The following is a 22,149-nucleotide window of genomic DNA, read 5'->3' on the forward strand; positions in this document are numbered from 1 at the left end:
AGTCAACGCAGGAGTCAAGCATGTCCCCGCGCAGCGCCTCGGTCAATGAAGAATTGCGCAGGCGTTCCCGGGAACGCCTGCTGCAGGCGACGCTGGACCTCGTCGGGGAGCGCGGTTACGAGGCCACGACCTTGGCCGACATCGCCGACCGGGCGGGTGCGGCCCGCGGACTGGTGTCGTACTACTTTCCCGGAAAGCGCCAGCTCCTGCAGTCCGCGGTGCACCGGCTGATGCACCGCACGCTGGAGGCCGCCCTGGAGCGGGAGCCGCGCACCGACGACGGTCGCGAGCGGCTGGCCCGGGCCATCGACGCGATTCTCGGCCTGGCGCGGGACCATCCGGTGCTGATGCGGACGCACATGGCCGGCATTCTGCAGGCAGAGGGCTTTGTGCAGTGCCCCGAGCAGCAGCGCCTCGCGGAGCTGCTGCGCGACACCGTCGCCCGGGCCGGATCGACGGATGTGGACACCGACTATCCGCTGCTGCGGGCCCTGCTCATGGGCGCGGTGGTGGCGGTGCTGCTGCCGGGGGCGCCGATGCCGCCGGCCCGGCTGCGGGCGGAGCTGTTCCAGCGGTACGGGCTGGACTGGGAGCTGGGTGTTCCGCCGGGCGGCAAACCGCCCGGCGGAACTCCTGATCAGCGGTAGTCGGGCTGGGTCTGCACGTTGAGCTCGCGCAGCCGCACCCACTTGGCGCCGTCAGTGCGCCGGTCGTCGAGCTTCAGTACGTCGAAGCCCTTGGCGATGTCGTTCGAGTAGATGTGGCCGTTGTAGTAGTACGCGGACCACGGACCCGCGGTGGTGACGCGGTCCAGAGTGACCGGCCCGCGCTCGAAGTACGCGATCTCCTTCGGCTCGGCCGAGTTGGTGAAGTCCCATACGGAGACGCCACCCTGGTACCAGGCCTGGACCATGATGTCGCGGCCCTTGACCGGGATCAGCGAGCCGTTGTGCGCCACGCACACCTCGGTGTCCGCCTGGTGACGGTCGATCTTGTAGTAGCTCCGGAAGACCAGCTTGCGCTTGTCGCCCTTGCCGGTGATGTCGTAGATGCCGTTGGCACCCCGGTTCGGGCCGACCTCCGCGTTGCAGGTCGCGGCGCCGCCGCCGCCCAGCTCGTCGGTGAAGACGATCTTGTTGGCCCGCTGGTTGAAGGTCGCCGAGTGCCAGAACGCGAAGTTCACGTTGTCCTGGACCCTGTCGATGACCTTCGGGTTCTCCGGGTCCTCGATGTCGAAGAGGATCCCGTCACCCATGCAGGCTCCGGCAGCCAGGTCCTTCGACGGCAGCACCGTGATGTCGTGGCAGCCGGTGGTCTTGGAGACGCCCGGGTTGGTGGGCCCGCCCGGGTTGCCGCCGCCGTCGGGCCCCTCACCCGGGAAGAGCACCGGGAAGTTCACGACCGCCGCCTTCTCGGGGGCCTTGCGCGGCACCTTGATGACGGAGATCCCGTCGTGCGGCGGCTGGCAGTCCGGGAAGGCCGCGTTGGGCGAGTACGACGAGACGTACACGTAGATGTTGCGGCGCTCGGGCACCAGGGTGTGTGTGTGCGAGCCGCATGCGGTCTCGACAGCGGCGACGTACTTCGGGTTCTCCTTGTCGCTGATGTCGAAGACCTTCATGCCCTCCCACGACGACTTCTCGGTCGCGGGCTGCGAGGTGCTGCTGCAGGAGTTGTCGCTGCGCGAGGAGTCGGTGGAGAGGAAGAGCAGGTCACCGGAGACGGAGATGTCGTTCTGGGCCCCGGGACACAGCACCTGGGTGACGGTCTTCGGGGCCTTCGGGTTGCTGATGTCGAAGATCACGAAGCCGTCGTAGTTGCCCGCGAAGGCGTACTCGCCCTGGAAGGCCAGGTCGGTGTTGAGGCCCTTGAGGGCGTCCTTCGGGATGTTGGTGAGATGTTCGATGTTGTCGCTGTGGACGATCTCGTCCACACCGGGTATCTCGCCGCTCGCGACGGCGGACCGGGTGTCGGCCGCCAGTTCCTTGGAGACCTGCCCCTGGGTCGGGGCGTCTCCGGGATCGGGTGTGGCAGCCGCGGGACCGGCCGCCAGAAGTGTGGCGAAGAGCCCAGCCGCGGCTGCGGCCACACCCAGGTATCTGCGCCGCACGCGGGTGTTGTGCAACGAGGTCACGTCGTCCTCCCTTGTATCCGTTCGGAGTTGAACGGGTCACGGACCACGGCAGTATCTTCCTTTGCATGCACATTCCAACAGATGGCAACGAAGATGTAATCGAAGTCCTTGATCACCGCTGTCACAGGAGGCCGTTGTGTTGATCAGTCGTCAGAAGCGTGCGGGTGCCCGCCTGTTCACCGTCTCGGTGACGGTCGTGGCCGCGGTACTCGCTCTCGGCGCCTGCGAGTCGGGCGGCGACGCCGAGTCGCCGAAGCGCGGCGCCGCGCCGGGGCCCTCGGTGGTCGCGCCGGGCAGACCCGGCGAGCCGGCCAGGACCCTGTCGGCCGAGGACGCCGCGGCGGAGCGCGCGGACGACAGCCCCAACGCGGCCGATTTCACGTACGCCCAGATGATGATCGAGCACCACACCCAGGCTCTGACCATGACGGAACTGGCCCGGAAGCAGGCCGGATCCGAGAAGGTGAAGCGGCTCGCCGACCGCATCGCGGCCGCCCAGAAGCCGGAGATCGGAGCCATGCGGGGGTGGCTGGACAGCCACGGCGGGGCGAAGAAGCAGGACGGGCATCAGCACGGCGCGATGCCGGGAATGGCCACCGAGAAGCAGCTCGGGGACCTGCGCGGCGCCAGGGGCAAGGCGTTCGACGCTCTCTTCCTGAAGCTGATGATCACTCACCACGACGGCGCGGTCACGATGGCCACCGAGGCGCTCACCGACGGGAACAACATCGCCGTCGAGGAGATGGCGACCGACGTCATCGCCCAGCAGACCGCCGAGATCGGCCGCATGCGGTCCATGACCCCGTGACGCATCCGAGTGCCGTGACACACCGGTCCCGTCGGGCCGTGGCCCGGCGGTGGGTCCCGGTGTCATCCTGGTAGCACCCAGCGGGAAGGGAGCCCCGCCGTGCTTCGTGTCGCCGTTGTCGGTTCAGGCCCGAGTGGGGTCTACACCGCGCAGTCGCTCGTCCAGCAGAACGAGGTGCCGGGCGTACGGGTCGATGTGCTGGACCGCCTCCCGTGCCCGTACGGGCTGGTCCGCTACGGCGTCGCGCCCGACCACGAGAAGATCAAATCGCTGCAGGGCGCGCTGCGGACCGTTCTGGAGCACGACCGGATCGGCTTCGTCGGCAATGTCGAGGTCGGCGGCCCGGAGCTGCCGCCCAGCCGCCTGCTGGAGCTCTACCACGCGGTGGTGTACTGCGTCGGCGCCGCGAAGGACCGCCGGCTCGGGGTACCGGGCGAGGACCTGGCCGGCAGCCATTCGGCCACCGAGTTCGTCTCCTGGTACAGCGCGCATCCGGACGCGGCCCCGGACAGCTTCGCCCTGGGGGCGCGCTCCGCGGTGGTCATCGGCGCGGGCAATGTGGCGGTGGACGTGACCCGCATCCTGGCCCGTGGCGCGGACGAGCTGGTCCCGACCGACATGCCGCAGTCGGCGCTCGGCGCGCTGGCGCTGAGCCAGGTGCGCGACGTGTACATGGTGGCCAGACGGGGCCCTTCGCAGGGCAAGTTCACCACCAAGGAGCTGCGGGAACTGGGCTCGCTGCCGGACGCGGACGTCGTCGTCGACGCGGCGGAACTGGCTCTCGACCCGGCCTTCGGGGACCCGTCCGGGCTGCCCGCCGTGAACCGGCGCAATGTCGAGGCGCTGCGGAACTGGGCCGTTCAGCCGCCGCGCGGCGGCGCGCGCCGGATCCACCTGCGGTTCTTCCTGCGTCCCGTGGAACTGCTCGGCGCGGCGGGCCGGGTCACCGGGGTGCGGTTCGAGCACACGCTGCCCGACGGACTGGGCGGGGTGACCGGCACCGGTACGTACGAGGAGATCGAGGCGCAGCTGGTGCTGCGCTCTGTCGGATACCGCGGGGTGCCGATGCCGGGGCTGCCGTTCGACCCGGCGCACGGCACGGTGCCGAATGCGGCGGGCCGCGTGCTGCGCGACGGTGCGCCCTCCCCCGGCGAGTATGTCGCCGGCTGGATCAAACGCGGGCCGACCGGGGTCATCGGCACCAACCGGCCGTGCGCGAAGGAGACGGTGACGTCGCTGCTGGCGGACGCCGCGCTGCTCGGGCAGCGCCAGGTCGCCGGCGAACCGCTCGACGTACTGCGGCAGTCGGGGCTGCGTCCGGTCGAGTGGCCGGGCTGGCTGGCGATCGAGGACGCGGAAGTGGCCCTGGGGCGCTCGCTGGGCCGGCGGTCGGTGAAGATCGCGGACTGGCCGGGGCTGCTCACCGCTGCCGGGATCCCTGAGGAGCGACCGAGCGCGGCGACACACCCGTAGCCTGGGGCCCGTAGCCGGCGGGCCGGAACCGGCTGTCAGACGCGGGCGGCCGCGTGCGCGAGCCGGTCCTCCTGGCGGGCGGCCGCGGCCAGAACCCGGTCGAGCAGGCCGGGGAAGAGCGCTTCGAGGTCGGCCCGGCGCAGCCCGTTCATCTTGGCGGTTCCCCGGTAGGTCTGCTGGATCACGCCGCTCTCCCGCAGCACCCGGAAGTGGTGGGTGGTCGTCGACTTGGTGACGGGCAGGTCGAAGTACGAACAGGAGAGTTCGTCCTCGGCCGCGGCGAGATCACGGACCACGATCAGCCGGATGGGGTCGGAGAGCGCGTGGAGCACGCCTTCGAGGCGAATGGCGTCGCGCTCGGGGTGAGCGAGCTCGCGGCTGCTCGATGCGGTGGTCACGGTGACTCCATCTCCGTCGTCGTCGGTCGTCGTCCGTCGTAGTCGGGTCGTCGTTCCAGCCGTTTCATTGTACGAGAACCCTCGTAGTTTGACACTCGCCGTACTACGATGGGTATCGTACGAGCCCTACCCGACGCCGTCGTGAATCGTCGTGAAATGGAGTCTGCCGTGAGCGCGCTGTTCGAGCCCTACACCCTGCGGTCGCTGACCTTTCCCAACCGCGTATGGATGGCCCCGATGTGCCAGTACTCGGCTGAGGTCTTCGGCCCGAACTCGGGCGTCGCGAACGACTGGCACTTCGCGCATTACGCGGCACGCGCCACCGGCGGCACCGGGCTCGTCCTCATCGAGGCGACCGCGGTCAGCCCCGAGGGCAGGATCAGCCCGGCCGACCTCGGCATCTGGAACGACACCCAGGTCGAGGCTCTCCGGCGGATCACCGGTTTCCTCAAGGGCCAGGGCACCGTACCCGGCATCCAGCTCGCGCACGCCGGGCGCAAGGCGTCGACCGACCGCCCCTGGAACGGCGGCGCGCCGGTCGGCCCCGAGGCGCACGGCTGGCAGCCGCTCGGCCCCAGCCCGGTCGCGTTCGACGACGGGCACCCGGTCCCCGACGCGCTGACGGCAGAGCAGATCCGAGCGGTCGTCGGACAGTTCGCGGACGCAGCGCGACGCGCCCTGGCGGCCGGCTTCGAGGTGGCCGAGGTACACGGCGCGCACGGCTACCTGATCGGTGAGTTCCTCTCCCCGCACAGCAACCACCGGACCGACGAGTACGGCGGCTCGTTCGAGAACCGGACCCGGTTCGCGCTCGAAGTCGTCGATGCCGTACGGGCGGTGTGGCCCGATGAGCTGCCGCTCTTCTTCCGTATCTCCGCCACCGACTGGCTTCAGGAGGCGGGCTGGACCGCGGACGACACCGTACGGTTCGCCAACGACCTGCACGCCCACGGCGTCGACCTGCTCGACGTCTCCAGCGGTGGGAACGCCGCCCGGGTGCGTATCCCGGCCGGCCCCGGCTACCAGGTGCCGTTCGCGGCCCGGGTGCGGGCGGAGACGGCGCTGCCGGTTGCGGCGGTGGGGATGATCACCGAGCCCCGGCAGGCCGAGAAGATCGTCGGCAACGGCGAGGCGGACGCCGTGCTGCTCGGCCGCGAGCTGCTGCGCAACCCGTCCTGGGCCCGGCACGCGGCCCGCGAGCTCGGCGCCGAGGCGCACATCCCGCAGCAGTACCACCGCTCCGTCTGACCAGTGGCGGACACCAGCGGAGCGCACACCAGCGGAGCGCGGGCCTTGGGGGCCCGCGCCCCTGTGGTGTCCGACGCGGCTTCCGCGTGACGCGGCGCGTTACGGGACGGCTTCCGCCGCCTCGCGCAGGGCGGCGAGTTCCGCGGTGATGGCGGCCGCGAGGTCGTCCAGGTCCGGCACGGCCTCGCCGTCGGCGATCAGCCCGTAGTGGACCGTGCCGCGGTACGTCGAGACGGCCACCGCCAGGGACTGCCCGCGGGCCAGCGGCGCCAGCGGGTAGACCTCGCGCAGCGTGCTGCCTCCCAGCGACAGGTTGACGCCGGGCAGCGGCACGCTGGTGACCAGGATGTCGAAGAGCAGCCGGGCCGCCTGGGCGACGACCGGGCCGCCCAGCCGGTGGCCGAGCGGCGGGACATGGTCGGCGAGCAGTGCCACCGCCCCGGCGCCCCGGGACGGGCCGGCGTCTTTGTTGCGGTCCATGGCCGCGCGCACGGTGGCCAGCCGGCTCAGCGGCTCGGGGTCTGACACCGGGAGCCGGACGAGGTAGCCGGACAGCCGGTTGCCCGCCCCCGGAGCGCTTCCGGGCCTGCGGCGGGAGACCGGGATCAGGGCGCGCGGGGCCAGTTCGCTGCTGCTCTCGCCGCGCCCCTCCAGCCAGCGGCGGAGCCCGCCTGCCACGACGGCGATCAGGACGTCGTTGACGGTGCCGCCGCTGACCTTCCGGACCCGGTGCACGTCGTCGAGGTCGAAGGCGACGGCGGCCATCCGGCGGGTGCCGCCGGCCGGGGCCGTCAGCGCGCCGGTGCCGCGTACGGGCCAGTTCGCGCGGGCGACGGCCGCGCCGATGTCCAGCGCCTGGCCGATGTCGCCCATGGCGTCACCCATACGGCCGCGGATCGCGCCCGGCAGCCGTCGCGGATCGAGCAGCGGGATCGGGAACCCGGTGGTGGCGGCTTCTTGCGGCTGGGGCGCTCGCGGTGGCCGTGGGCGTTCGGCCGGTGGCGCCCCGTCGAACAGCGCCGCCGCGAGCGCGAGCGCCCGCAGCCCGTCCGCGAGCGCGTGGTGGAACTTGAAGAGCACGGCGAACGAGGTGTCGTCCGGCCCGGCGATGACATGGGCCTCCCACGGCGGCCGCGCCCGGTCCAGCGGGCGTTGCATGAGCATGCCCGCCACGGTGTGCGGGTCGGCGCCGGCCGGCCGTACGAGATGCACATGGTGCTGCGGGGAGAAGCCCGGGTCGGGCTTCCACGCCGCGCCGCCCACGGGCAGCCAGACGTCCCGGATGCGCCTGCGCAGCTGGGGAACCCCGGCCGACCGTGCTGCCAGCAGGTCCGCGGCCTGGTCGGCGGCGGCCGCCGAGTGCGCGGTGAAGACTCCCAGGGCACCGAGGTGCATGGGGTGTCCGTCGGACTCGATGTGCCAGAAGGCCAGGTCGAGCGGGGAGAGGAGATCGGTCGTCAAGGTGTGCCTCTCGGGTCGAGGGCAAGAAACTGCAGTCAAGCGCCCTTGGTCGATTACGGTCAAGTAAGTTCCGTATACGCACGGTTAACTATCGGTATCGATCACGCGGTTCGGCGACCCGGCGCGCTCCGGAAGACGTTGTCAGTGGGTGGGTGCAGACTGGCCCGTATCTCAGACAACGGCGTCCTGGAGGTGTCGGCCATGACCGACGTTCTGCTCACCGTAGGCACCCGTAAGGGCCTCTTCACCGGCCGCAGGCGCGGCGGACGGTGGGAATTCGACGGACCCCACTTCAACGCCCAGGCCGTGTACTCGATCGCCATCGACAAGCGCCGGTCCGTACCCCGGCTGCTGGTCGGAGGGGACAGCGCGCACTGGGGCCCGTCCGTGTTCCACTCGGACGACCTCGGGGCGAACTGGACCGAGCCGCAGAAGGCGGCGGTGAAGTTCCCCAAGGACACGGGAGCCTCTCTGGAGCGGGTCTGGCAGCTCCATCCGGCGGGCCCCGCCGCCCCGGACGTGGTCTACGCGGGCACCGAACCGGCGGCCCTGTTCCGTTCCGAGGACGGCGGCGTCACCTTCGAGCTGGTCCGGCCGCTGTGGGAGCACCCGACCCGGTCGCAGTGGATGCCGGGCGGCGGCGGGGAGGCCGTGCACACCGTGGTCACGAACCCGCGCGACGCGGACGCGGTGACGGTGGCGGTGTCCACGGCGGGCGTGTTCCGCTCCCTGGACGGCGGGGCGAGCTGGGCACCGTCCAACAGCGGAGTCTCCGCGGTCTTCCTGCCGGACCCCAACCCGGAGTTCGGCCAGTGCGTGCACAAGATCGCGCAGGACGCGGGTGACATGGATCGGCTGTATCTGCAGAACCACTGGGGCGTCTACCGCAGCGACGACGCGGGCGCGAAGTGGACCGACATCGGGGCCGGCCTGCCGTCCGACTTCGGCTTCGCCGTGGCCGCCCATCCCCACCGGGCCGATGTGGCCTATGTGTTCCCGATCAACGCCGATGCCGACCGGGTGCCCGCCGGACGCAGGTGCCGTGTCTACCGGACGAGCGACGCGGGAGGCAGCTGGGAGGCGCTGTCCGCCGGGCTGCCGGACGGGGACCACTACGGCACGGTGCTGCGGGACGCCATGTGCACCGACGACTCCGATCCGGCGGGCGTGTACTTCGGCAATCGCAACGGCGAGGTGTACGCGAGCGCGGACGACGGGGACAGCTGGCAGCTCCTCGCCTCCCATCTGCCGGATGTGCTCTGCGTGAGGGCGGCGGCCATCGGTTGATACGGGGGCTGACCGCACCAGTAGACTGACCGCCCGTGACAGCACGACCGTTGAACGAAATTGTCGAGCCGGGCTGGGCGCGTGCGCTCGCGCCGGTGGCGCAGCAGATCGCCGCGATGGGCGACTTCCTGCGCGCCGAGATCGCCGCGGGGCGTACGTACCTGCCGGCCGGAGCAGATGTGCTGCGTGCCTTCCAGCAGCCGTTCGACGAGGTGAAGGTCCTGATCGTGGGTCAGGACCCGTATCCCACGCCCGGGCACGCCGTCGGGCTTTCGTTCTCCGTCGCGCCCGAGGTGCGGCCGGTGCCGGGCAGCCTGGACAACATCTTCCGGGAGCTGCACACCGACCTCGGCCTGCCCCGGCCGTCCAACGGTGATCTGACGCCATGGACCCGGCAGGGTGTGCTGCTGCTCAACCGGGCCCTCACCACGGCCCCGCGCAAGCCCGCGGCACACCGCGGCAAGGGCTGGGAGGAGGTCACCGAGCAGGCCATCCGGGCGCTCGCCGCGCGCGGCAAACCCCTGGTGTCCGTGCTGTGGGGGCGTGACGCGCGCAATCTGCGCCCGCTGCTCGGCCCGCTGCCGGCCGTGGAGTCCTCCCACCCCTCCCCCATGTCGGCGGACCGCGGTTTCTTCGGCTCCCGTCCGTTCAGCCGGGCCAACGAGCTGCTGACCCGGCAGGGCGGGCAGCCGGTGGACTGGCGGCTGCCGTGAGCTGGGTCCTCGGGGTCGACTCCGGCGGTTCCGGACTGCGGATCGCGCTGGGCCGTGCGGCCGAGGACGGACCGCCCGCGGTACCGGCCGAACTGGTGAGCGCGGGCGGCCCGGTGCGCACCGGGCCGATGGGGATCGACGCCGGACATCTGCTGGACATGCTGCTGCCGGCCGTGGCCGGGCTGCTGGAGCGGGCCGGCGCGGACGGGATCGACGCCGTCGCCGTGGGCGCCGCCGGTCTGGCGACGCTCGGCGACGACCTGCGCGCCCAACTGCCCACGGCGCTGGAGCGTTCGCTCGGTGTACGGCGCCTGGCGCTGGCCGCCGACGCCGTGACGGCGTACGCGGGCGCCCTCGGCCAGCGACCCGGCGTGGTGGTCGCCGCCGGTACCGGAATGATCGCACTCGGCACGGACCTGGCCGGATGGCGCCGGGCGGACGGCTGGGGACACCTGCTCGGCGACTGCGGGGGCGGCGCGTGGATCGGCCGGGCCGGCCTCGAAGCCGCGATGCGCGCGCACGATGGCCGGCGGGGTGGTTCCGCCGCACTACTGGCCCGTACGGAAGCGGTGTTCGGGCCCGCGCCGGGGCTGCCGGGGCTGCTCTATCCGCGTACCGACCGGCCCGCTGTGCTCGCCTCGTTCGCGCCCGAGGTGGCGCGGTGCGCGCAGACCGATCCCGTCGCGTCCGCCATCCTGCGTGCGGCCGCCCGTCAGATCGCCGAGACCGCCGCAGCGGCCTGCCCGCCCTCCGGGGAGTGCGAAGTCGCCCTCACCGGCGGTCTGTTCAGGATGGGCGACCCACTCCTCGTACCGCTGCGGGCGGAGTTGACCGAACTGGTGCCGCACACCCGGCAGGTGCCGGCCGCGGGCGATCCGCTGCACGGAGCGGTGCGTATCGCGTCGGCGCTCGCGACCGGGACCCTGCGGTTGCCGCACGACGCGCGGCTGCTCTCCGTGGTGGCAGACCCGGGCAGTTGACCGCGTTTGTCATTCATTGGATAAACACGGACAGATGCCGCCCGACCGCCCCCTCACCGAACAGCCGAGCACACAAAACCAGTAGCATGCGACGCCATGAGCTCCCCCACTGGGCCCGCATCCGGCCTGCCTGTACGAATGCCGCGACCTCGCCAGCCCGGACGGCACCGCCGTCCGGAACCCGTGGTGGCTCCCGAGGGCGCGCCCGCTCTGGTTCTCGCCGTCCCCGGCACGCCCGGGACCGCCACCCGCAGCCTGGCGGAGGAAGCCATCAGTATCGCGCGCTCCGAGCTGCCCGGCCTTGACGCCCGCATCGGCTACCTGGACGGCGACGACACCGAGTACCCCACCCTGCAGACCGTCCTGGCGCACACCGCCGCCGAACGCGCCGCGCGCGTCGGGCAGGCCCGCGCCGCCGGCCGGGAGGTGGCCGACCCCGACGGTTCCGTGGGCGTCGTGGTGCCGCTGCTCGCCGGCCCGGACAACGCGCTGATGCGCCGTATACGCCAGGCCGTCATGGACAGCCAGGCGCCGGTCGAGCTGTCCGACGTGCTCGGCCCGCACCCGCTGCTCGCCGAGGCGCTGCACGTCCGCCTCTCCGAGGCCGGTCTGGCCCGCGCCGACCGTGCACGCCTGTTCACGGTCGCGACCGCGGCCGACGGCATCATCCTGGCCACCGTGGGCGGCGAGGAGGCCGTGCAGGCGGCCGGCATCACCGGAATGCTGCTGGCCGCGCGCCTCGCGGTGCCGGTCATGGCCGCGGCGCTCGACCAGGAGGGCTCGGTGGCGGCGATCGCCGAGCAGCTGCGTGGCTCCGGTTCGGTGCAGCTCGCGCTCGCGCCGTACGTGATCGGTCCCGAGGTGGCGGAGGGGCTGCTCGACAGCGCCGTCAAGGAGGCGGACTGCGCCTCGGCGGAGGCGCTCGGCGCCTACCCGGCGATCGGCAAGCTCGCGCTCGCGCAGTACACGGCGGCGCTGGGCATCCCCCAGCCGTCGGACGGCGCCCCGGTCCGCTGACGCGTCCGTACAGCTGTGCTGCGGGCCCGCTCCGGATGCTGGAGCGGGCCCGCTGCGTACATACGTGCGTAAGGCGTCAGGCGAAGATCACGCAGGAGGCCGCGGGGGCCCCGATCGAACCTGCGTGCCGTGGGATGCCCGACCGCTCGTCGATGTCGAACCAGGTGACGTCACCGGAGCGCTCGTTCGCCGCGTACAGCCGGCGCCCGGTCGGGTCCAGGGTGAGATCGCGCGGCCAGTGGCCGCCGCAGTCCACCGTGGTGACCAGGACCGGCTTGTCGACGCTCCCGCTACCGTCGAGTGCGAGGACGGCGAGGGAGTCGTGCCCCCGGATGGCGGCCCAGACAAACCGGCCGTCGTGCGAGACGACCACCGCCGAGGGGTAGGCGGTCACCTCGACGCCCTCGGGCAGCACCGGCGTTTCGCCGAGCGGTTCGAGCCGGCCCGCCTCCGCGTCCCAGCGGCAGACCGTGAGCGTCGGCTCCAGCTCGCCGAGGACGTACGCATGACGCCCGTCCGGGTGGAAGGCCAGATGGCGCGGCCCGGTGCCCGGCCGCAGCGCAGTCTCGCCGTGCGGTCGCAGCACGCCGCTGTCCGGGTCGAGTACGCAGATCCGTACCGAGTCGGTGCCGAGGTCCACGCTGATCACCCACCGCCCCGAGGGGTCGGCCAGCACCTGATGCGCGTGCGGTCCCCGCCGGCGCTCCGGGTCGGGCCCGGCGCCGTCGTGCGGCAGGACCGAGGTGACGTCTCCCAGGCCGCCGTCCGGACGGACCCGCAGCGCGGTGACGCTGCCCGAGCCGTAGTTGGCGGTCAGCAGATGACGTCCGGCCGGCGCGAGGTGGGTGGGGCCCGCGCCCTGTACGGGTACGGGCGGGCCGAGCGGCACGGCCCGGCCGGCGACCACGCTGAACGCGGCGGCCGCGCCTTCGGCGCTCTCACTGACCGAGTAGAGCACCGCTCCGCCGGGCGCGAGCGCCAGGAAGGACGGGTCCGCGACGGCGTCGGTCGCCGCCAGGGCGGTCAGCGCGCCCGTCTCCCGGTCGACGGCTGCGGTGACGATGCCCTGCCCGCCCGCCGATGTGAACGACCCGATGTATGCCCGCCCGGCGTTCTCGCTGCCCACCGCACTGCCCTTCTCCGTGATCGCGTCCGTCCGGCCGACGGTAGCAGGCGGTCTAGACCAAGTCCCCGCCGTGGGCGCGGAACTGCGCCTCGGGATGGTGGACGAACGCCGGGTGCCGCTCGACCATGTCGTACGTCCGGTGGAACACCGGCGTCGCGGACCCCGAGATCGGCGGCACGATCCACGACCAGTCGGCGCTCACCTCCCGGCCGGCCCGCTGCTCCCGGTCGAGATGGGCGAGGAAGCGCTGCGACTCGGTGTGGTGGTCGGTGACGGTGACTCCGGCCCGGTCGAAGGAGTGCAGCACGGCCCGGTTCAGTTCGACCAGTGCCCGGTCCTTCCACAGCGAGCGGTCACTGGAGGTGTCGAGGCCGAGATGTGCGGCGATCCGGGGCAGCAGGTCGTACCGGTCGGTGTCAGCCAGGTTGCGGGCGCCTATCTCGGTGCCCATGTACCAGCCGTTGAAGGGCGCGGCCGGGTAGCAGATGCCGCCGATCTCCAGGCACATGTTCGCGATCGCCGGGACGGCGTGCCAGCGCAGGCCCCAGTCCGCGCACCAGCGGTCCTCCGGGTGGTCGAGGTCCACTTCCAGGACGGCATCGGCCGGCAGCTCGAACCAGCGGGGCTTGTCGTTGCTCCCCTGGACGATGAGCGGCAGGACGTCGAAGGGGGTGCCGGGGCCGCCCGGCCAGCCGAGCCGCTGCGCGGCCGCCGTGATCCCGACGTTGCGCGGATCCCCGACGACGCCGCCTGTTCCTGTGCCTGCGCCTGTCTCGTAGCCGGCGTAGCGGACCAGCTGCTCGTTCCAGATGTGCGGAGCCGGACGCTCGGGGGTCTCCGGAGCGAACACCGTGATCAGGGGTCTTATCCGGCCGCCGTTGGCGGCCTCGCGCAGATGGGTCGCGCACTGGCGGGCGATGTCCTCCGCGTCGGTGAGGTCCCGGCAGTCGCGTACCCGCAGGGAGTGCCAGTACAGCCGGCCTATGCAGCGGCTGCTGTTGCGCCAGGCCACGCGCGCCCCGTGCGCCAGCTCTGCGGGTGTGTGCCGGTACGTGCCGGTGGCCGCGATGTCGGAGCGGACCTCGGCGAGCCGCCGGGCCGGGTCGCCCGCCTCGGGCACCTCCCGGTGGTACAGCGCGAGGAACTCCTCGGCCGCCCTGATGATGTCCTGCGGCCGGCTGCCGGGCCGCTGGGCGGACTGGGCGGACTGGGGCGGAGCGGGCGGCTGGGAATGACCTGCGGGGCAATGCGCCGGTGCGGGTTCCCCGGCGGCCCCCTCGTGCCGGTCGGCCGGTGCCGGGACCTCCGTGAGCCGGGCCCGCCGGTCACCGGCTCGGCGCAGGAACTTCCGCATCGCACACCCCCAAGCTGAGTGGTACGCGGACCGCTCCCGCACGGCCCGCGGGAATCACCCCTGTGTTTCCGCCGGGTTACCCAGTGTGTGCGCTTGCCGAACCTGTAGATGCCGGGTGAAAGTGCCTCATTCAAGCTCCTGGTGTCTATGCCGCAGGTCAGGCGGCCACAAGCGGGGCACGCGGAGAAGTGTGCAGAGGGACCGCGAGATCCGCGAGTGCCTTTTCGAGGTCCGTGAGGTGGCTGAGGGCCGCCTCGGCGCCCGGGTGGTGCCGGTCGGCCGGCTCGGGGGCCGACGGCGGGTCCGCCGGCCGGGCTCCGGGAGACACCAGCACCTGCACCGCGGCCTCGACCCGCCGGCAGGCGGCCGTCAGCCGGGCGTCGTGCGAGGCAGCCGGGTCGGCCGCCACTGCGGCCAGCCCGCGCACCTGCCCCGCGCAGTCGTCGAGCAGGACGATCACCTGGCGGGCCCGGGCCTTGCGGGCGCGCAGCGGGCTGAGCGGGTGCACGAGCGGGGCGAGAGACAGCCGCACCCGGCCGAGCAGCAACTCCAGCTCGGCGGCGTGGGGCGCCGGGTCCGCGCCCTCGTCGCCGGCGAGGCGCCGGGCGGTCTCGGCGGTGCAGTTCCGTACGCAGAGCAGCGCGCGCTGGATCCACGCGTCCGTCGCCGCGTGCGTAGTGACCGGCAGGACCAGGGCGACGGCGAGGGCCGCGCCGAGCGCGCCGAGGGCGGTCTCCTCGAAGCGGAGCAGCAGCAGCCCCGGGTGCAGGACGCCCAGCAGTCCGTACAGCAGACCGGCCATGACCGTCACGAAGAACATCATCCAGCTGTACGAGGGCACCGCCGTGTAGAAGATGCCGAAGACGCACACCGCGACCAGCGCGGCCGTGGGGGCGGGCGCGCCATGCAGCGGAATCGCGACGAGCAGCCCTCCGGCGATGCCGGCGACCGTGCCCACGACACGACGGAAGCCGCGGACCAGCGTCTCCCCGCGCGAGGCGGTGTTGACGAAGATCCACCAGGCGGTGCCGACGGCCCAGTACCAGCGGTCCTCGGAGAGCAGCCGGCCGACGGTGAGCGCGAAGGCGCACGCCGCGGTGGCCTGGAATGCCTGCCGGGTGGTGGGGCGCGCGAGGCCGCTGCCGGGGAGGAGGGCGGGTACGGCGGGCGGCGGGTTGCGTCGCTCGATCGGCCAGAGGACGAACCGGACCGCGGCGGACGAGGCGACGGCCAGGGCCACCGCCGCGTACAGCTCGGGCAGCTGACCGGGGACGGCATGCAGGAACTGCGTGACGAAGAACATCATGAACGCGAAGATCCCGAGCGCGTGGCCGCGCGGTCCCCAGCGGCGTGCGTAGACCCCGCAGAAGACCACGAGGACGAAGGCCGCGTCGCGGGCGGGGGCCACCCCGTGGAGGGCGGTGGCGAGGGCCAGTACCGGGAATCCGACCGCCGGCAGCAAAGCGGTAGTGACGCCTTGGCGGCGCACGGTCGCATCCGTGACGGTGAAGAGGGCGAGCAGGGCCGCCAGTCCCCCGGTGATCGAAGCAGTCAGAGAGAGACCGCACAGCTCGGCGAGGGTTACAGCGGCGCCGACGCCGATCACCGCGCGCAGCGAGTTCCTGAGTCTCACACGCCCCAAATCCGGAGCCACGAACATCTTCTTCACGGCGGTGTGCCGCCCCCCTTGCAGTGGTGCCCGCCGGCCCGCCGGCTGCCCGGGGATGGTGGGCGGCGCAGGCACGGCGAAGGCGCCGCGCTCCGGGCCGGCCTCGTTGCCGACCGGCGCTGCGCGGCGCCGTAAGTACATGGATACGCCACAGATAAGCATCTGTAGGGACAATAGCTCAAGTGGACTCTGGAACACTGGGCCATTGGCTCAGTCAAGTGCCGTGATCCTCGGCCAGGAGGATGCCAACGGACCGGTAGCCGACACACCCGCGTCCGCGTCGATACACCGCGGCCGGACCCTCAAGGGGCACAGTGGCGCCATGCGACCAGAGGATCCGTAGCTCGACGCCCTCCTCGCTCCACCGCAGCGCCGACACCCAGCGGAACGGCTCCGACCGTAACCGCTGTCTTGAAGTGCATTCGTGATCAGTCAAACCAGCATCCTGCAACGACGCCTGCCGAATGTCAGAGCTGCGGCAGCCAAGGGTCACAAACTCGCCACCAAGGCGCCGGTGCCTCCTGCGCCGACCGTAAGACAACAGGTAGTCAGTCGGCGGTGAGTTCCGACCAACCTGAACTGAGCCATTGGTACACTCAACGCCACCCTTCCTCAGCCAGAAGGAGGCCAACGGACCATGGCGGTCGATGAGCTCGACACCCGGATCCTGCGCCTGCTCATCGAGCAGCCGCGCACCAGCGTGCGCGAGTACGCACGGCTGCTCGGCATCGCCCGCGGCACCCTGCAGGCCCGCCTCGACCGGCTGGAGCGCGACGGTGTGATCACCGGCACCGGCCCGGCCCTCTCCCCGGCCGCGCTCGGTCATCCGGTGCTGGCGTTCGTCCACATCGAGGTCACCCAGGGTGATCTGGACGAGGTGGGCGATGCATTGGCCGCGGTACCGGAGATCATCGAGGCGTTCTCGATCACCGGGGGCGGGGACCTGCTGACGCGGGTGGCGGCGCGCGACAACGGCCACCTCGAAGACGTCATCCAGCGGCTGATCCAGCTGCCGGGAGTAGTCCGTACCCGCACCGAGGTGGCCCTGCGCGAACGGGTCCCGCACCGGCTGCTGCCGCTGGTGGAAGCGGTCGGACGGGCCGCCCGCAAGCCGTGACGGGCGGGAGTCCCGCACATGCGGAGGCCCTGGCGGCGGTACGGCAGGGCTGAGGGCGCGCGATCCGCGCTGCCGCGTCCTCAGCTGCCGGGAGTCGCCGGTGCAGTCCCCGGAGTGAGCGCGGAAGCAGGGCGGCAGGTGAAGCCCAGGCGCGTCAGCGCCCTGGTCACTTCACCGGACGTGAAGTCGCGGCGGTCCTGCCTGGTGATCACTTCACCCACCTGCTTTACGGGGTAGGTGCGGCGGCCGATGATCACGCACTCACCTGTGACCGACTCGGGCTTCTTGCCCTTCATCGCGTCCTGCACCTCGCTCTTGGTCAGATCGAAGGGGTAGCGGGCGATGACGAAACGCATGGTGCCTCAATCGGGTGGGGGAACAAGCCGGACAACGCGCTCGGACTAGGCGGCTCGGCGGACCCGCGCGGCCTTGCGGGCCTCGGCAGTCTGGCGGGCCTCGGCGGACCGGCGGGACTCACCACGGGAGCGGCCGGGCTGACCCGGAACGGTGCCCCGGCCGCGGAACGGGGCGCCGCCGCGCTTGGGGCGCTCCGTGACCGGCGCGCTGACGCTGAGGGGGATGCCGGAGGGGGCCTGGGCGCCGGTGATGCGGCTCAGTTCGGCCTCGCCGGAGCGGACCTGGGTGATCTGCGGGGTGATGCGGGCGTCTGCCATGAGGCGCGCCATGTCGCGGCGCTGGTTGGGCAGCACCAGCGTGACGACGCGGCCGGACTCGCCTGCGCGGGCGGTGCGGCCGCCGCGGTGCAGGTAGTCCTTGTGGTCGCTGGGCGGGTCGACGTTGACCACCAGGTCGAGGTTGTCGACGTGAATGCCGCGCGCCGCGACGTTGGTGGCCACCAGCGCCGTGACCTGGCCGGTCTTGAACTGGGCCAGGGTGCGGGTGCGCTGGGGCTGGGACTTGCCGCCGTGCAGCGCGGCGGCGCGTACGCCGCTGTTCAGCAGGTGCTTGGTGAGCTGGTCGACGGCGTGCTTGGTGTCCAGGAACATGATCACCCGGCCGTCGCGCGCTGCGATCTCCGTGGTGGCGGCGTACTTGTCGGCGCCTTGTACGTGCAGTACGTGGTGCTCCATCGTGGTCACCGCGCCCGCCGAGGGGTCGACCGAATGGACCACCGGGTCGTGGAGGTAGCGACGGACCAGGAGGTCGACGTTGCGGTCCAGCGTGGCTGAGAACAGCATCCGCTGGCCGTCGGGGCGTACCTGGTCGAGGAGTTCGGTGACCTGGGGCATGAAGCCCATGTCGGCCATCTGGTCGGCCTCGTCCAGGACGGTGATGTTCACCCGGTCCAGGCGGCAGTCCTTGCGCTCGATGAGGTCCTTGAGGCGGCCGGGAGTCGCGACGACGACCTCGGCCCCGGCGCGCAGTGCACTGGCTTGCCTGCCGATCGACATGCCGCCGACGACAGTGGCCAGCCGCAGCTTCAGGGACCGGGCGTACGGGGTGAGCGCGTCGGTGACCTGCTGGGCCAGCTCGCGCGTGGGGACGAGGATCAAGGCCAGCGGCTGCCGGGGCTCGGCGCGCTGTCCGGCGGTGCGCGCCAGCAGCGCCAGGCCGAAAGCGAGCGTCTTGCCCGATCCGGTGCGCCCCCGGCCCAGCACGTCCCGCCCTGCGAGGGAGTTCGGCAGCGTGGCCGCCTGGATCGGGAACGGCTCGTCCATGCCGAGGCCGGTGAGCGTCTTCAGCAGCTCGACCGGCATGTCCAGCTCGCCGAAGGTCGCAGCCGCGGGGAGGGCCGGGGTGATGCTGACCGGCAGCGCGAACTCCCCCTGCGGGGCGGAGGGACGGCGCCCGTATGCACCGGAACGGTTGCCGGGGCGGCCCTGGCCCTGGCCCTGCGGGCGGAAGCGGGCGCCGCGATCGGAACCGGCGGAGCCGCCCTTGTGGGGGTTGGAGTAGCGGTCGTTCGTGCGAGTTGAGCGGTTCACTGAGAACCTTCCTCGATATGGCACGTATCGAGGAATTCTCGGCAGGAACGAGCCGAATGAATTGCAAGAACGAGCCGAATAATTGTGAAACGAAGCCGGCCGCAGTGCCGCCGCGGCGGGCAAATCCTGCAAACAGCAACGAGCTGGGACCCGCACCCCAAGGTGCGTGCCCCAGCTGCGTCGTACGCTTCAGCGTCAGGCGGGAACGATGTTCTCCGCCTGCGGGCCCTTCTGGCCCTGCGTGACGTCGAAGTTCACCTTCTGACCTTCCTGAAGCTCACGGAAGCCCTGGGTGGCGATGTTCGAGTAGTGGGCGAAGACGTCGGGGCCGCCACCCTCCTGCTCGATGAAGCCGAAGCCCTTTTCCGCGTTGAACCACTTCACGGTGCCAGTAGCCATGTCAAATCTCCTTCGGGGCAGTGCCCGGGGGTCCGCACTGTGCGGACCCCGGCGTCGCCGCGATGATTGCCCCGTCCGGAAAACAGCACCGAAAATACAAAAGTGCCCGACGACATAAGGTCGTCAACGGGCACTTGAAGTCTATGGGAACCACAACTGCAACTGGCTCCACAGTAGCACGCCGCGAACATTTGGGCACGGCAAATACTATCTTTCGTCCGGATCGATTCCCCTCGAAGGGGAGGAGACCGTCCTTGTTGTAGATGCCGCCGTCCTGGTTGGTCACGTGACCAACCAGGACCAGCGGCACATGCCGGGCCGGGGTCAGGGTCAGCCAGGCTCAGAAGTCGGCCCGCGCCCGGACGTCGGCGCGACCGACGGACTCCAGGCCGTAGGTCTTGCAGTAGAGGCTGCGGATGTACTCGATGTCGGCGTCGCGGTCCTGAGCCTGTGTCACGGGATAGAGCACAGTCAGCTCGTACGATCGCTCGCGGTTGATGTCACCGTCCTTGTCACGCCATTGGCCGCGGCCCTCCTGGAGGGTCAGTCCGGACGGGAAACGGGGCGTGACCACGTCGGCGACGAACTCCATGAACTCCTCGTCGGAGATGGGCGGGCTGCCGTTGTGACGGCCGGTGCCGAAGTAGAGATGTGTCGACACATATGGGCTGCCCTGCTCGCCGGCCGTCTGCTGTGTCGCCGCCGAGGTGACAGGTGTGTGGAAGGCGACGTCGGACACCGGCCCTCCGGCAGTGAAGAGGAGCACGACCGCTGCGAAGACGACGGCCGCAGGCGTCGATATCCGTATGTGCCGCATGGGGTCCCTATCTGTTGTTCCTGTTGGGGAAATTGGTCCGGACCGCCGAGGTGGGCAGGGACTCCAGCAGGAAGGCTGCCGCGTCCCGCACAGGTGCCGGAGCGTCGGCGCACTGCCGCAGGCTGATCGCAGTCCTGGCGAGTGTCTCGGTCGTCCGTACGGATCCGATGCGGGCGGCGCGGGGAGCGACGTCCGCGATGAGGTCCTCCGCCTCGCTCCAGGCGCGGGCCCGCGCCAGCGCTGAGAGGAGCTCCGCGGTGAACAGGTGCCGGTAGGAAGGACCGGGAGCTGTGGCCGCGTGGTGCAGGAGGGGGATGGCCTGGTCCCATCGGCGCAGTCGGGCCAGCACCCAGCCCTGGTGGCCGAGCAGCTCGGTCTGGTCGATCCACCAGGCCCAGTGCGGGTCGTGGCGCGAGATGCCGTCCAGGAACCGGCTCTGGGCGCGGGAGATCAGATCCAGCGGCTCCCTGGTGTTGCCCAGCATGGCGATCGCGTGCGCCTGGCGGACCAGGACGAGGCTGCTGACCCTGGCCGGGAGGGCGCGCGGCCCGGTCACGCGGAAGGCGGTCTCCAGGGCGGCCCGCGGGTGTCCGGTATGGGCCCCCAGCATGCTGTGGTTCAGCAGCACCAGCCGTGCCGTCCAGCGGTCGCCGCAGAGTTCCGCCAAGGCCAGCGCCCGTGCGTTCATACGGTGGGCCTGGCGGTAGCAGCCCGCGTCGAAGAGGATCCAGCCGATGACTTCGCACAGCTCGGCAAGGGCCGAGAGCCGGTCGCTGTCCTGGCCGCGCAGGCTCCTGGGATCGGCCGACAGTTCCGGGATGCGCTGCACGGCCTCGCGTGCGGCGGGCACCGCGGCCGTCGCGCCGTGCGCGGCATCGAGGGCCACGAGGCGCTGGGTGGTGCGTACGGCCAAAGGGATCACCATGACAGGGTCGTCGTCTCGCGACGCCACCGTGTGAGCCGGGCGGGTCCTGGCCGGCTTCGTCATGACAGGAGGCGGGCATCGGTGTGGCCGCGGCGGCCCTGGCCGAGGGCGGTGAACGATGACGCCACTCGGGTCAGCCACTCCACCTCGTCACGGAAGTCCTCGTAAGGCGGCCGCGCGGGAATGTCGGACGCGTCCGACGCGTCGGCCCGCTCGGCTCTCTCCTCGGCCGGACGGCTCAGTACGGCACGCATCTGCAGCGCTTCGCCCAGGGGGGAGGTGGGGTCCTCCGGGAGCTCCAGGGAGCGGGCCACTCGGGAGAAGTCCGCGAGTGAGAGCGAGGTGCGGAGCATCAACTGGCCGTCGCGTATCTCGATGACACGCCGGTAGAGGCTGTAGTGCGGATCCCGGGGCGGGATGAGATCACGTGGCCAGGCCCGTGGCGGGTCCAGCGCGATGTCCGGCGACGCCTGGTACAGCGCCCACCACAATGGCCGCAGGCGGAGATAGGAGCGGTAGCTGCGGATCCAGCCCAGCGCGCGGGTGATATGGATTCCCCAGGACGGAATGGTCCAGCCGGCGATCTGGAGCAAGGCACCGATGCTGCCGCTCGTCCACTGAATGGGGTCAAGGCCCGTTCCGTCGAAGTGCAGCCTGGTGCCGGCGATCTGAATGCCTCGAGTGACGCAGTAGACCAGGATGAGGCTCGCGCCGACGGTCACGGTACGCATACCGACCTCGAGCCATTGACGGTTGGCCATCTTGGTGAAGCGAAGCGACAACCGCACGGTCTCGAACTGCCCCACGGCACAGATCAGGAGGTAGAAGGACATGTACAGCGCATATCCGCCGTCCTGAATGCTGAGCAGAATGGTCGACGTCGCCGTTTCGGACTTCGCCACAGGACCGACGCCGAAGGACGCGATCACAAGTACGCAGAGCGCGGCGCCGAAGAACAACACGCGGCGGCGCGCCATGCGACGGGCCTCAGCGGGCGGGGACGACCAGTAGACGAGGACGACCTGCTGGGCCGCGGTGAGCACGACCACCGCGACCTGGGTTATCAGTGAAGTGATGTTCGGGAGCCCGAAGAAGTCGGAGATGTGCAGGCGGAGAAGGTCCAGGTCGACCAGGAAGCTGATCCCGGAGCAGAGGAAGTAGGTGCACAGGGCCCACAAAGCGATGTCATGTGTTCTGCGCAGCAGGTCCGGAAGCCGGTAGCTGAAGGCCGCGAGGCCGCCGATGGCGCAGATCCACGCGAGGACTCCGTAGATCAC

At 71.3% G+C, this 22,149-nt stretch carries 21 protein-coding genes; 9 read left to right on the forward strand and 12 right to left on the reverse strand.

All coding sequences use genetic code 11. The annotated features are described in order from the left end of the window. Window positions 1-20: 20 nt before the first annotated feature. Window positions 21-647: a TetR/AcrR family transcriptional regulator gene (locus NLX86_RS11580; RefSeq protein ID WP_254371552.1), complete on the forward strand. Its 627-nt coding sequence runs from the start codon at window positions 21-23 to the stop codon at window positions 645-647. Here the strand turns inward: NLX86_RS11580 and NLX86_RS11585 are convergent. Beyond that, window positions 638-2,134, reverse strand: a complete 1,497-nt coding sequence (locus tag NLX86_RS11585) for a hypothetical protein (protein ID WP_254371553.1) — start codon at window positions 2,132-2,134, stop codon at window positions 638-640. The two genes, NLX86_RS11580 and NLX86_RS11585, sit on opposite strands and share 10 nt — an antisense overlap. Before the next feature lie 139 nt (window positions 2,135-2,273). Here NLX86_RS11585 and NLX86_RS11590 point away from each other — a divergent pair, with 139 nt between their 5' ends. Both NLX86_RS11590 and NLX86_RS11595 read left to right on the forward strand, forming a co-directional pair. Continuing rightward, window positions 2,274-2,942: a DUF305 domain-containing protein gene (locus NLX86_RS11590; RefSeq protein WP_302061252.1), complete on the forward strand. Its 669-nt coding sequence runs from the start codon at window positions 2,274-2,276 to the stop codon at window positions 2,940-2,942. A 99-nt stretch (window positions 2,943-3,041) separates the two neighbouring features. Beyond that, window positions 3,042-4,415, forward strand: a complete 1,374-nt coding sequence (locus tag NLX86_RS11595; RefSeq protein ID WP_254371554.1) for an FAD-dependent oxidoreductase — start codon at window positions 3,042-3,044, stop codon at window positions 4,413-4,415. A gap of 35 nt (window positions 4,416-4,450) precedes the next feature. Here the strand turns inward: NLX86_RS11595 and NLX86_RS11600 are convergent, their stop codons facing one another. Further along, the gene (locus tag NLX86_RS11600) at window positions 4,451-4,813 is read right to left on the reverse strand and encodes a helix-turn-helix transcriptional regulator (protein ID WP_254371555.1); all 363 of its coding nucleotides are present in this window, start codon (window positions 4,811-4,813) and stop codon (window positions 4,451-4,453) included. Between the two features lie 168 nt (window positions 4,814-4,981). Between NLX86_RS11600 and NLX86_RS11605 the strand changes: the two genes are divergently transcribed. Further along, the gene (locus tag NLX86_RS11605; protein WP_254371556.1) at window positions 4,982-6,061 is read left to right on the forward strand and encodes an NADH:flavin oxidoreductase/NADH oxidase; all 1,080 of its coding nucleotides are present in this window, start codon (window positions 4,982-4,984) and stop codon (window positions 6,059-6,061) included. A gap of 99 nt (window positions 6,062-6,160) precedes the next feature. On the opposite strand, the gene NLX86_RS11610 is transcribed toward NLX86_RS11605, so the two are convergent. Beyond that, window positions 6,161-7,522, reverse strand: a complete 1,362-nt coding sequence (locus NLX86_RS11610) for a wax ester/triacylglycerol synthase family O-acyltransferase (protein ID WP_254371557.1) — start codon at window positions 7,520-7,522, stop codon at window positions 6,161-6,163. Between the two features lie 201 nt (window positions 7,523-7,723). Here NLX86_RS11610 and NLX86_RS11615 point away from each other — a divergent pair, with 201 nt between their 5' ends. The 4 genes from NLX86_RS11615 (at window position 7,724) to NLX86_RS11630 (ending at window position 11,519) form a co-directional block, all read left to right on the forward strand. Next, the gene (locus NLX86_RS11615; protein WP_254371558.1) at window positions 7,724-8,809 is read left to right on the forward strand and encodes a sialidase family protein; all 1,086 of its coding nucleotides are present in this window, start codon (window positions 7,724-7,726) and stop codon (window positions 8,807-8,809) included. Window positions 8,810-8,844: 35 nt separating this feature from the next. Continuing rightward, window positions 8,845-9,522 carry a uracil-DNA glycosylase gene (locus NLX86_RS11620; protein ID WP_254371559.1) on the forward strand — a complete coding sequence of 226 codons (678 nt, stop codon included), beginning with the start codon at window positions 8,845-8,847 and terminating at the stop codon, window positions 9,520-9,522. After that, on the forward strand, window positions 9,519-10,502 hold the full coding sequence (locus tag NLX86_RS11625; RefSeq protein WP_254371560.1) for a BadF/BadG/BcrA/BcrD ATPase family protein: 984 nt from the start codon (window positions 9,519-9,521) through the stop codon (window positions 10,500-10,502). The genes NLX86_RS11620 and NLX86_RS11625 overlap by 4 nt, the downstream gene beginning before the upstream one ends. 96 nt (window positions 10,503-10,598) lie before the next feature. Further along, the gene (locus NLX86_RS11630) at window positions 10,599-11,519 is read left to right on the forward strand and encodes a sirohydrochlorin chelatase (RefSeq protein ID WP_254371561.1); all 921 of its coding nucleotides are present in this window, start codon (window positions 10,599-10,601) and stop codon (window positions 11,517-11,519) included. A 76-nt stretch (window positions 11,520-11,595) separates the two neighbouring features. Here the strand turns inward: NLX86_RS11630 and NLX86_RS11635 are convergent, their stop codons facing one another. The 3 genes from NLX86_RS11635 to NLX86_RS11645 form a co-directional block, all read right to left on the reverse strand. Next, complete coding sequence (locus NLX86_RS11635) at window positions 11,596-12,645, reverse strand: lactonase family protein (protein ID WP_254371562.1); 1,050 nt, start codon at window positions 12,643-12,645, stop codon at window positions 11,596-11,598. 52 nt (window positions 12,646-12,697) lie between these two features. Further along, complete coding sequence (locus NLX86_RS11640) at window positions 12,698-13,999, reverse strand: nitric oxide synthase oxygenase (protein WP_254371563.1); 1,302 nt, start codon at window positions 13,997-13,999, stop codon at window positions 12,698-12,700. Between the two features lie 157 nt (window positions 14,000-14,156). Further along, entirely contained in the window at window positions 14,157-15,659 is a 1,503-nt protein-coding gene (locus tag NLX86_RS11645; RefSeq protein ID WP_254371666.1) for an FUSC family protein, read from the reverse strand. A gap of 646 nt (window positions 15,660-16,305) precedes the next feature. Between NLX86_RS11645 and NLX86_RS11650 the strand changes: the two genes are divergently transcribed. Beyond that, entirely contained in the window at window positions 16,306-16,785 is a 480-nt protein-coding gene (locus NLX86_RS11650; protein ID WP_254371564.1) for an Lrp/AsnC family transcriptional regulator, read from the forward strand. 80 nt (window positions 16,786-16,865) lie between these two features. Here the strand turns inward: NLX86_RS11650 and NLX86_RS11655 are convergent, their stop codons facing one another. The 6 genes from NLX86_RS11655 to NLX86_RS11680 form a co-directional block, all read right to left on the reverse strand. Further along, the gene (locus tag NLX86_RS11655) at window positions 16,866-17,141 is read right to left on the reverse strand and encodes an SCO5918 family protein (protein ID WP_254371565.1); all 276 of its coding nucleotides are present in this window, start codon (window positions 17,139-17,141) and stop codon (window positions 16,866-16,868) included. A 45-nt stretch (window positions 17,142-17,186) separates the two neighbouring features. Next, the gene (locus NLX86_RS11660) at window positions 17,187-18,731 is read right to left on the reverse strand and encodes a DEAD/DEAH box helicase (protein WP_254371566.1); all 1,545 of its coding nucleotides are present in this window, start codon (window positions 18,729-18,731) and stop codon (window positions 17,187-17,189) included. 195 nt (window positions 18,732-18,926) lie between these two features. After that, the gene (locus NLX86_RS11665; protein WP_018536328.1) at window positions 18,927-19,130 is read right to left on the reverse strand and encodes a cold-shock protein; all 204 of its coding nucleotides are present in this window, start codon (window positions 19,128-19,130) and stop codon (window positions 18,927-18,929) included. A 340-nt stretch (window positions 19,131-19,470) separates the two neighbouring features. Next, on the reverse strand, window positions 19,471-19,947 hold the full coding sequence (locus tag NLX86_RS11670; RefSeq protein ID WP_254371567.1) for a DUF3574 domain-containing protein: 477 nt from the start codon (window positions 19,945-19,947) through the stop codon (window positions 19,471-19,473). A gap of 7 nt (window positions 19,948-19,954) precedes the next feature. After that, window positions 19,955-20,872, reverse strand: coding sequence for a DNA-binding protein (locus NLX86_RS11675; protein ID WP_254371568.1), 918 nt, complete (start codon window positions 20,870-20,872; stop codon window positions 19,955-19,957). A gap of 59 nt (window positions 20,873-20,931) precedes the next feature. Then, a complete protein-coding gene (locus tag NLX86_RS11680) occupies window positions 20,932-22,149 on the reverse strand; it encodes an MAB_1171c family putative transporter (RefSeq protein ID WP_254371569.1) in 1,218 nt (405 codons plus the stop codon).

This window comes from Streptomyces sp. A3M-1-3 (assembly GCF_024213665.1).
Lineage (GTDB): Bacteria > Actinomycetota > Actinomycetes > Streptomycetales > Streptomycetaceae > Streptomyces.

Coding starts and splice junctions, on each gene's coding strand:
- NLX86_RS11580 (WP_254371552.1), top strand. CDS start 21: ATGTCCCCGCGCAGCGCCTCGGTCAATGAAGAATTGCGCAGGCGTTCC.
- NLX86_RS11615 (WP_254371558.1), top strand. CDS start 7,724: ATGACCGACGTTCTGCTCACCGTAGGCACCCGTAAGGGCCTCTTCACC.
- NLX86_RS11630 (WP_254371561.1), top strand. CDS start 10,599: ATGAGCTCCCCCACTGGGCCCGCATCCGGCCTGCCTGTACGAATGCCG.
- NLX86_RS11640 (WP_254371563.1), bottom strand. CDS start 13,999: ATGCGGAAGTTCCTGCGCCGAGCCGGTGACCGGCGGGCCCGGCTCACG.
- NLX86_RS11645 (WP_254371666.1), bottom strand. CDS start 15,659: ATGTTCGTGGCTCCGGATTTGGGGCGTGTGAGACTCAGGAACTCGCTG.
- NLX86_RS11650 (WP_254371564.1), top strand. CDS start 16,306: ATGGCGGTCGATGAGCTCGACACCCGGATCCTGCGCCTGCTCATCGAG.
- NLX86_RS11655 (WP_254371565.1), bottom strand. CDS start 17,141: ATGCGTTTCGTCATCGCCCGCTACCCCTTCGATCTGACCAAGAGCGAG.
- NLX86_RS11665 (WP_018536328.1), bottom strand. CDS start 19,130: ATGGCTACTGGCACCGTGAAGTGGTTCAACGCGGAAAAGGGCTTCGGC.
- NLX86_RS11670 (WP_254371567.1), bottom strand. CDS start 19,947: ATGCGGCACATACGGATATCGACGCCTGCGGCCGTCGTCTTCGCAGCG.
- NLX86_RS11675 (WP_254371568.1), bottom strand. CDS start 20,872: ATGGTGATCCCTTTGGCCGTACGCACCACCCAGCGCCTCGTGGCCCTC.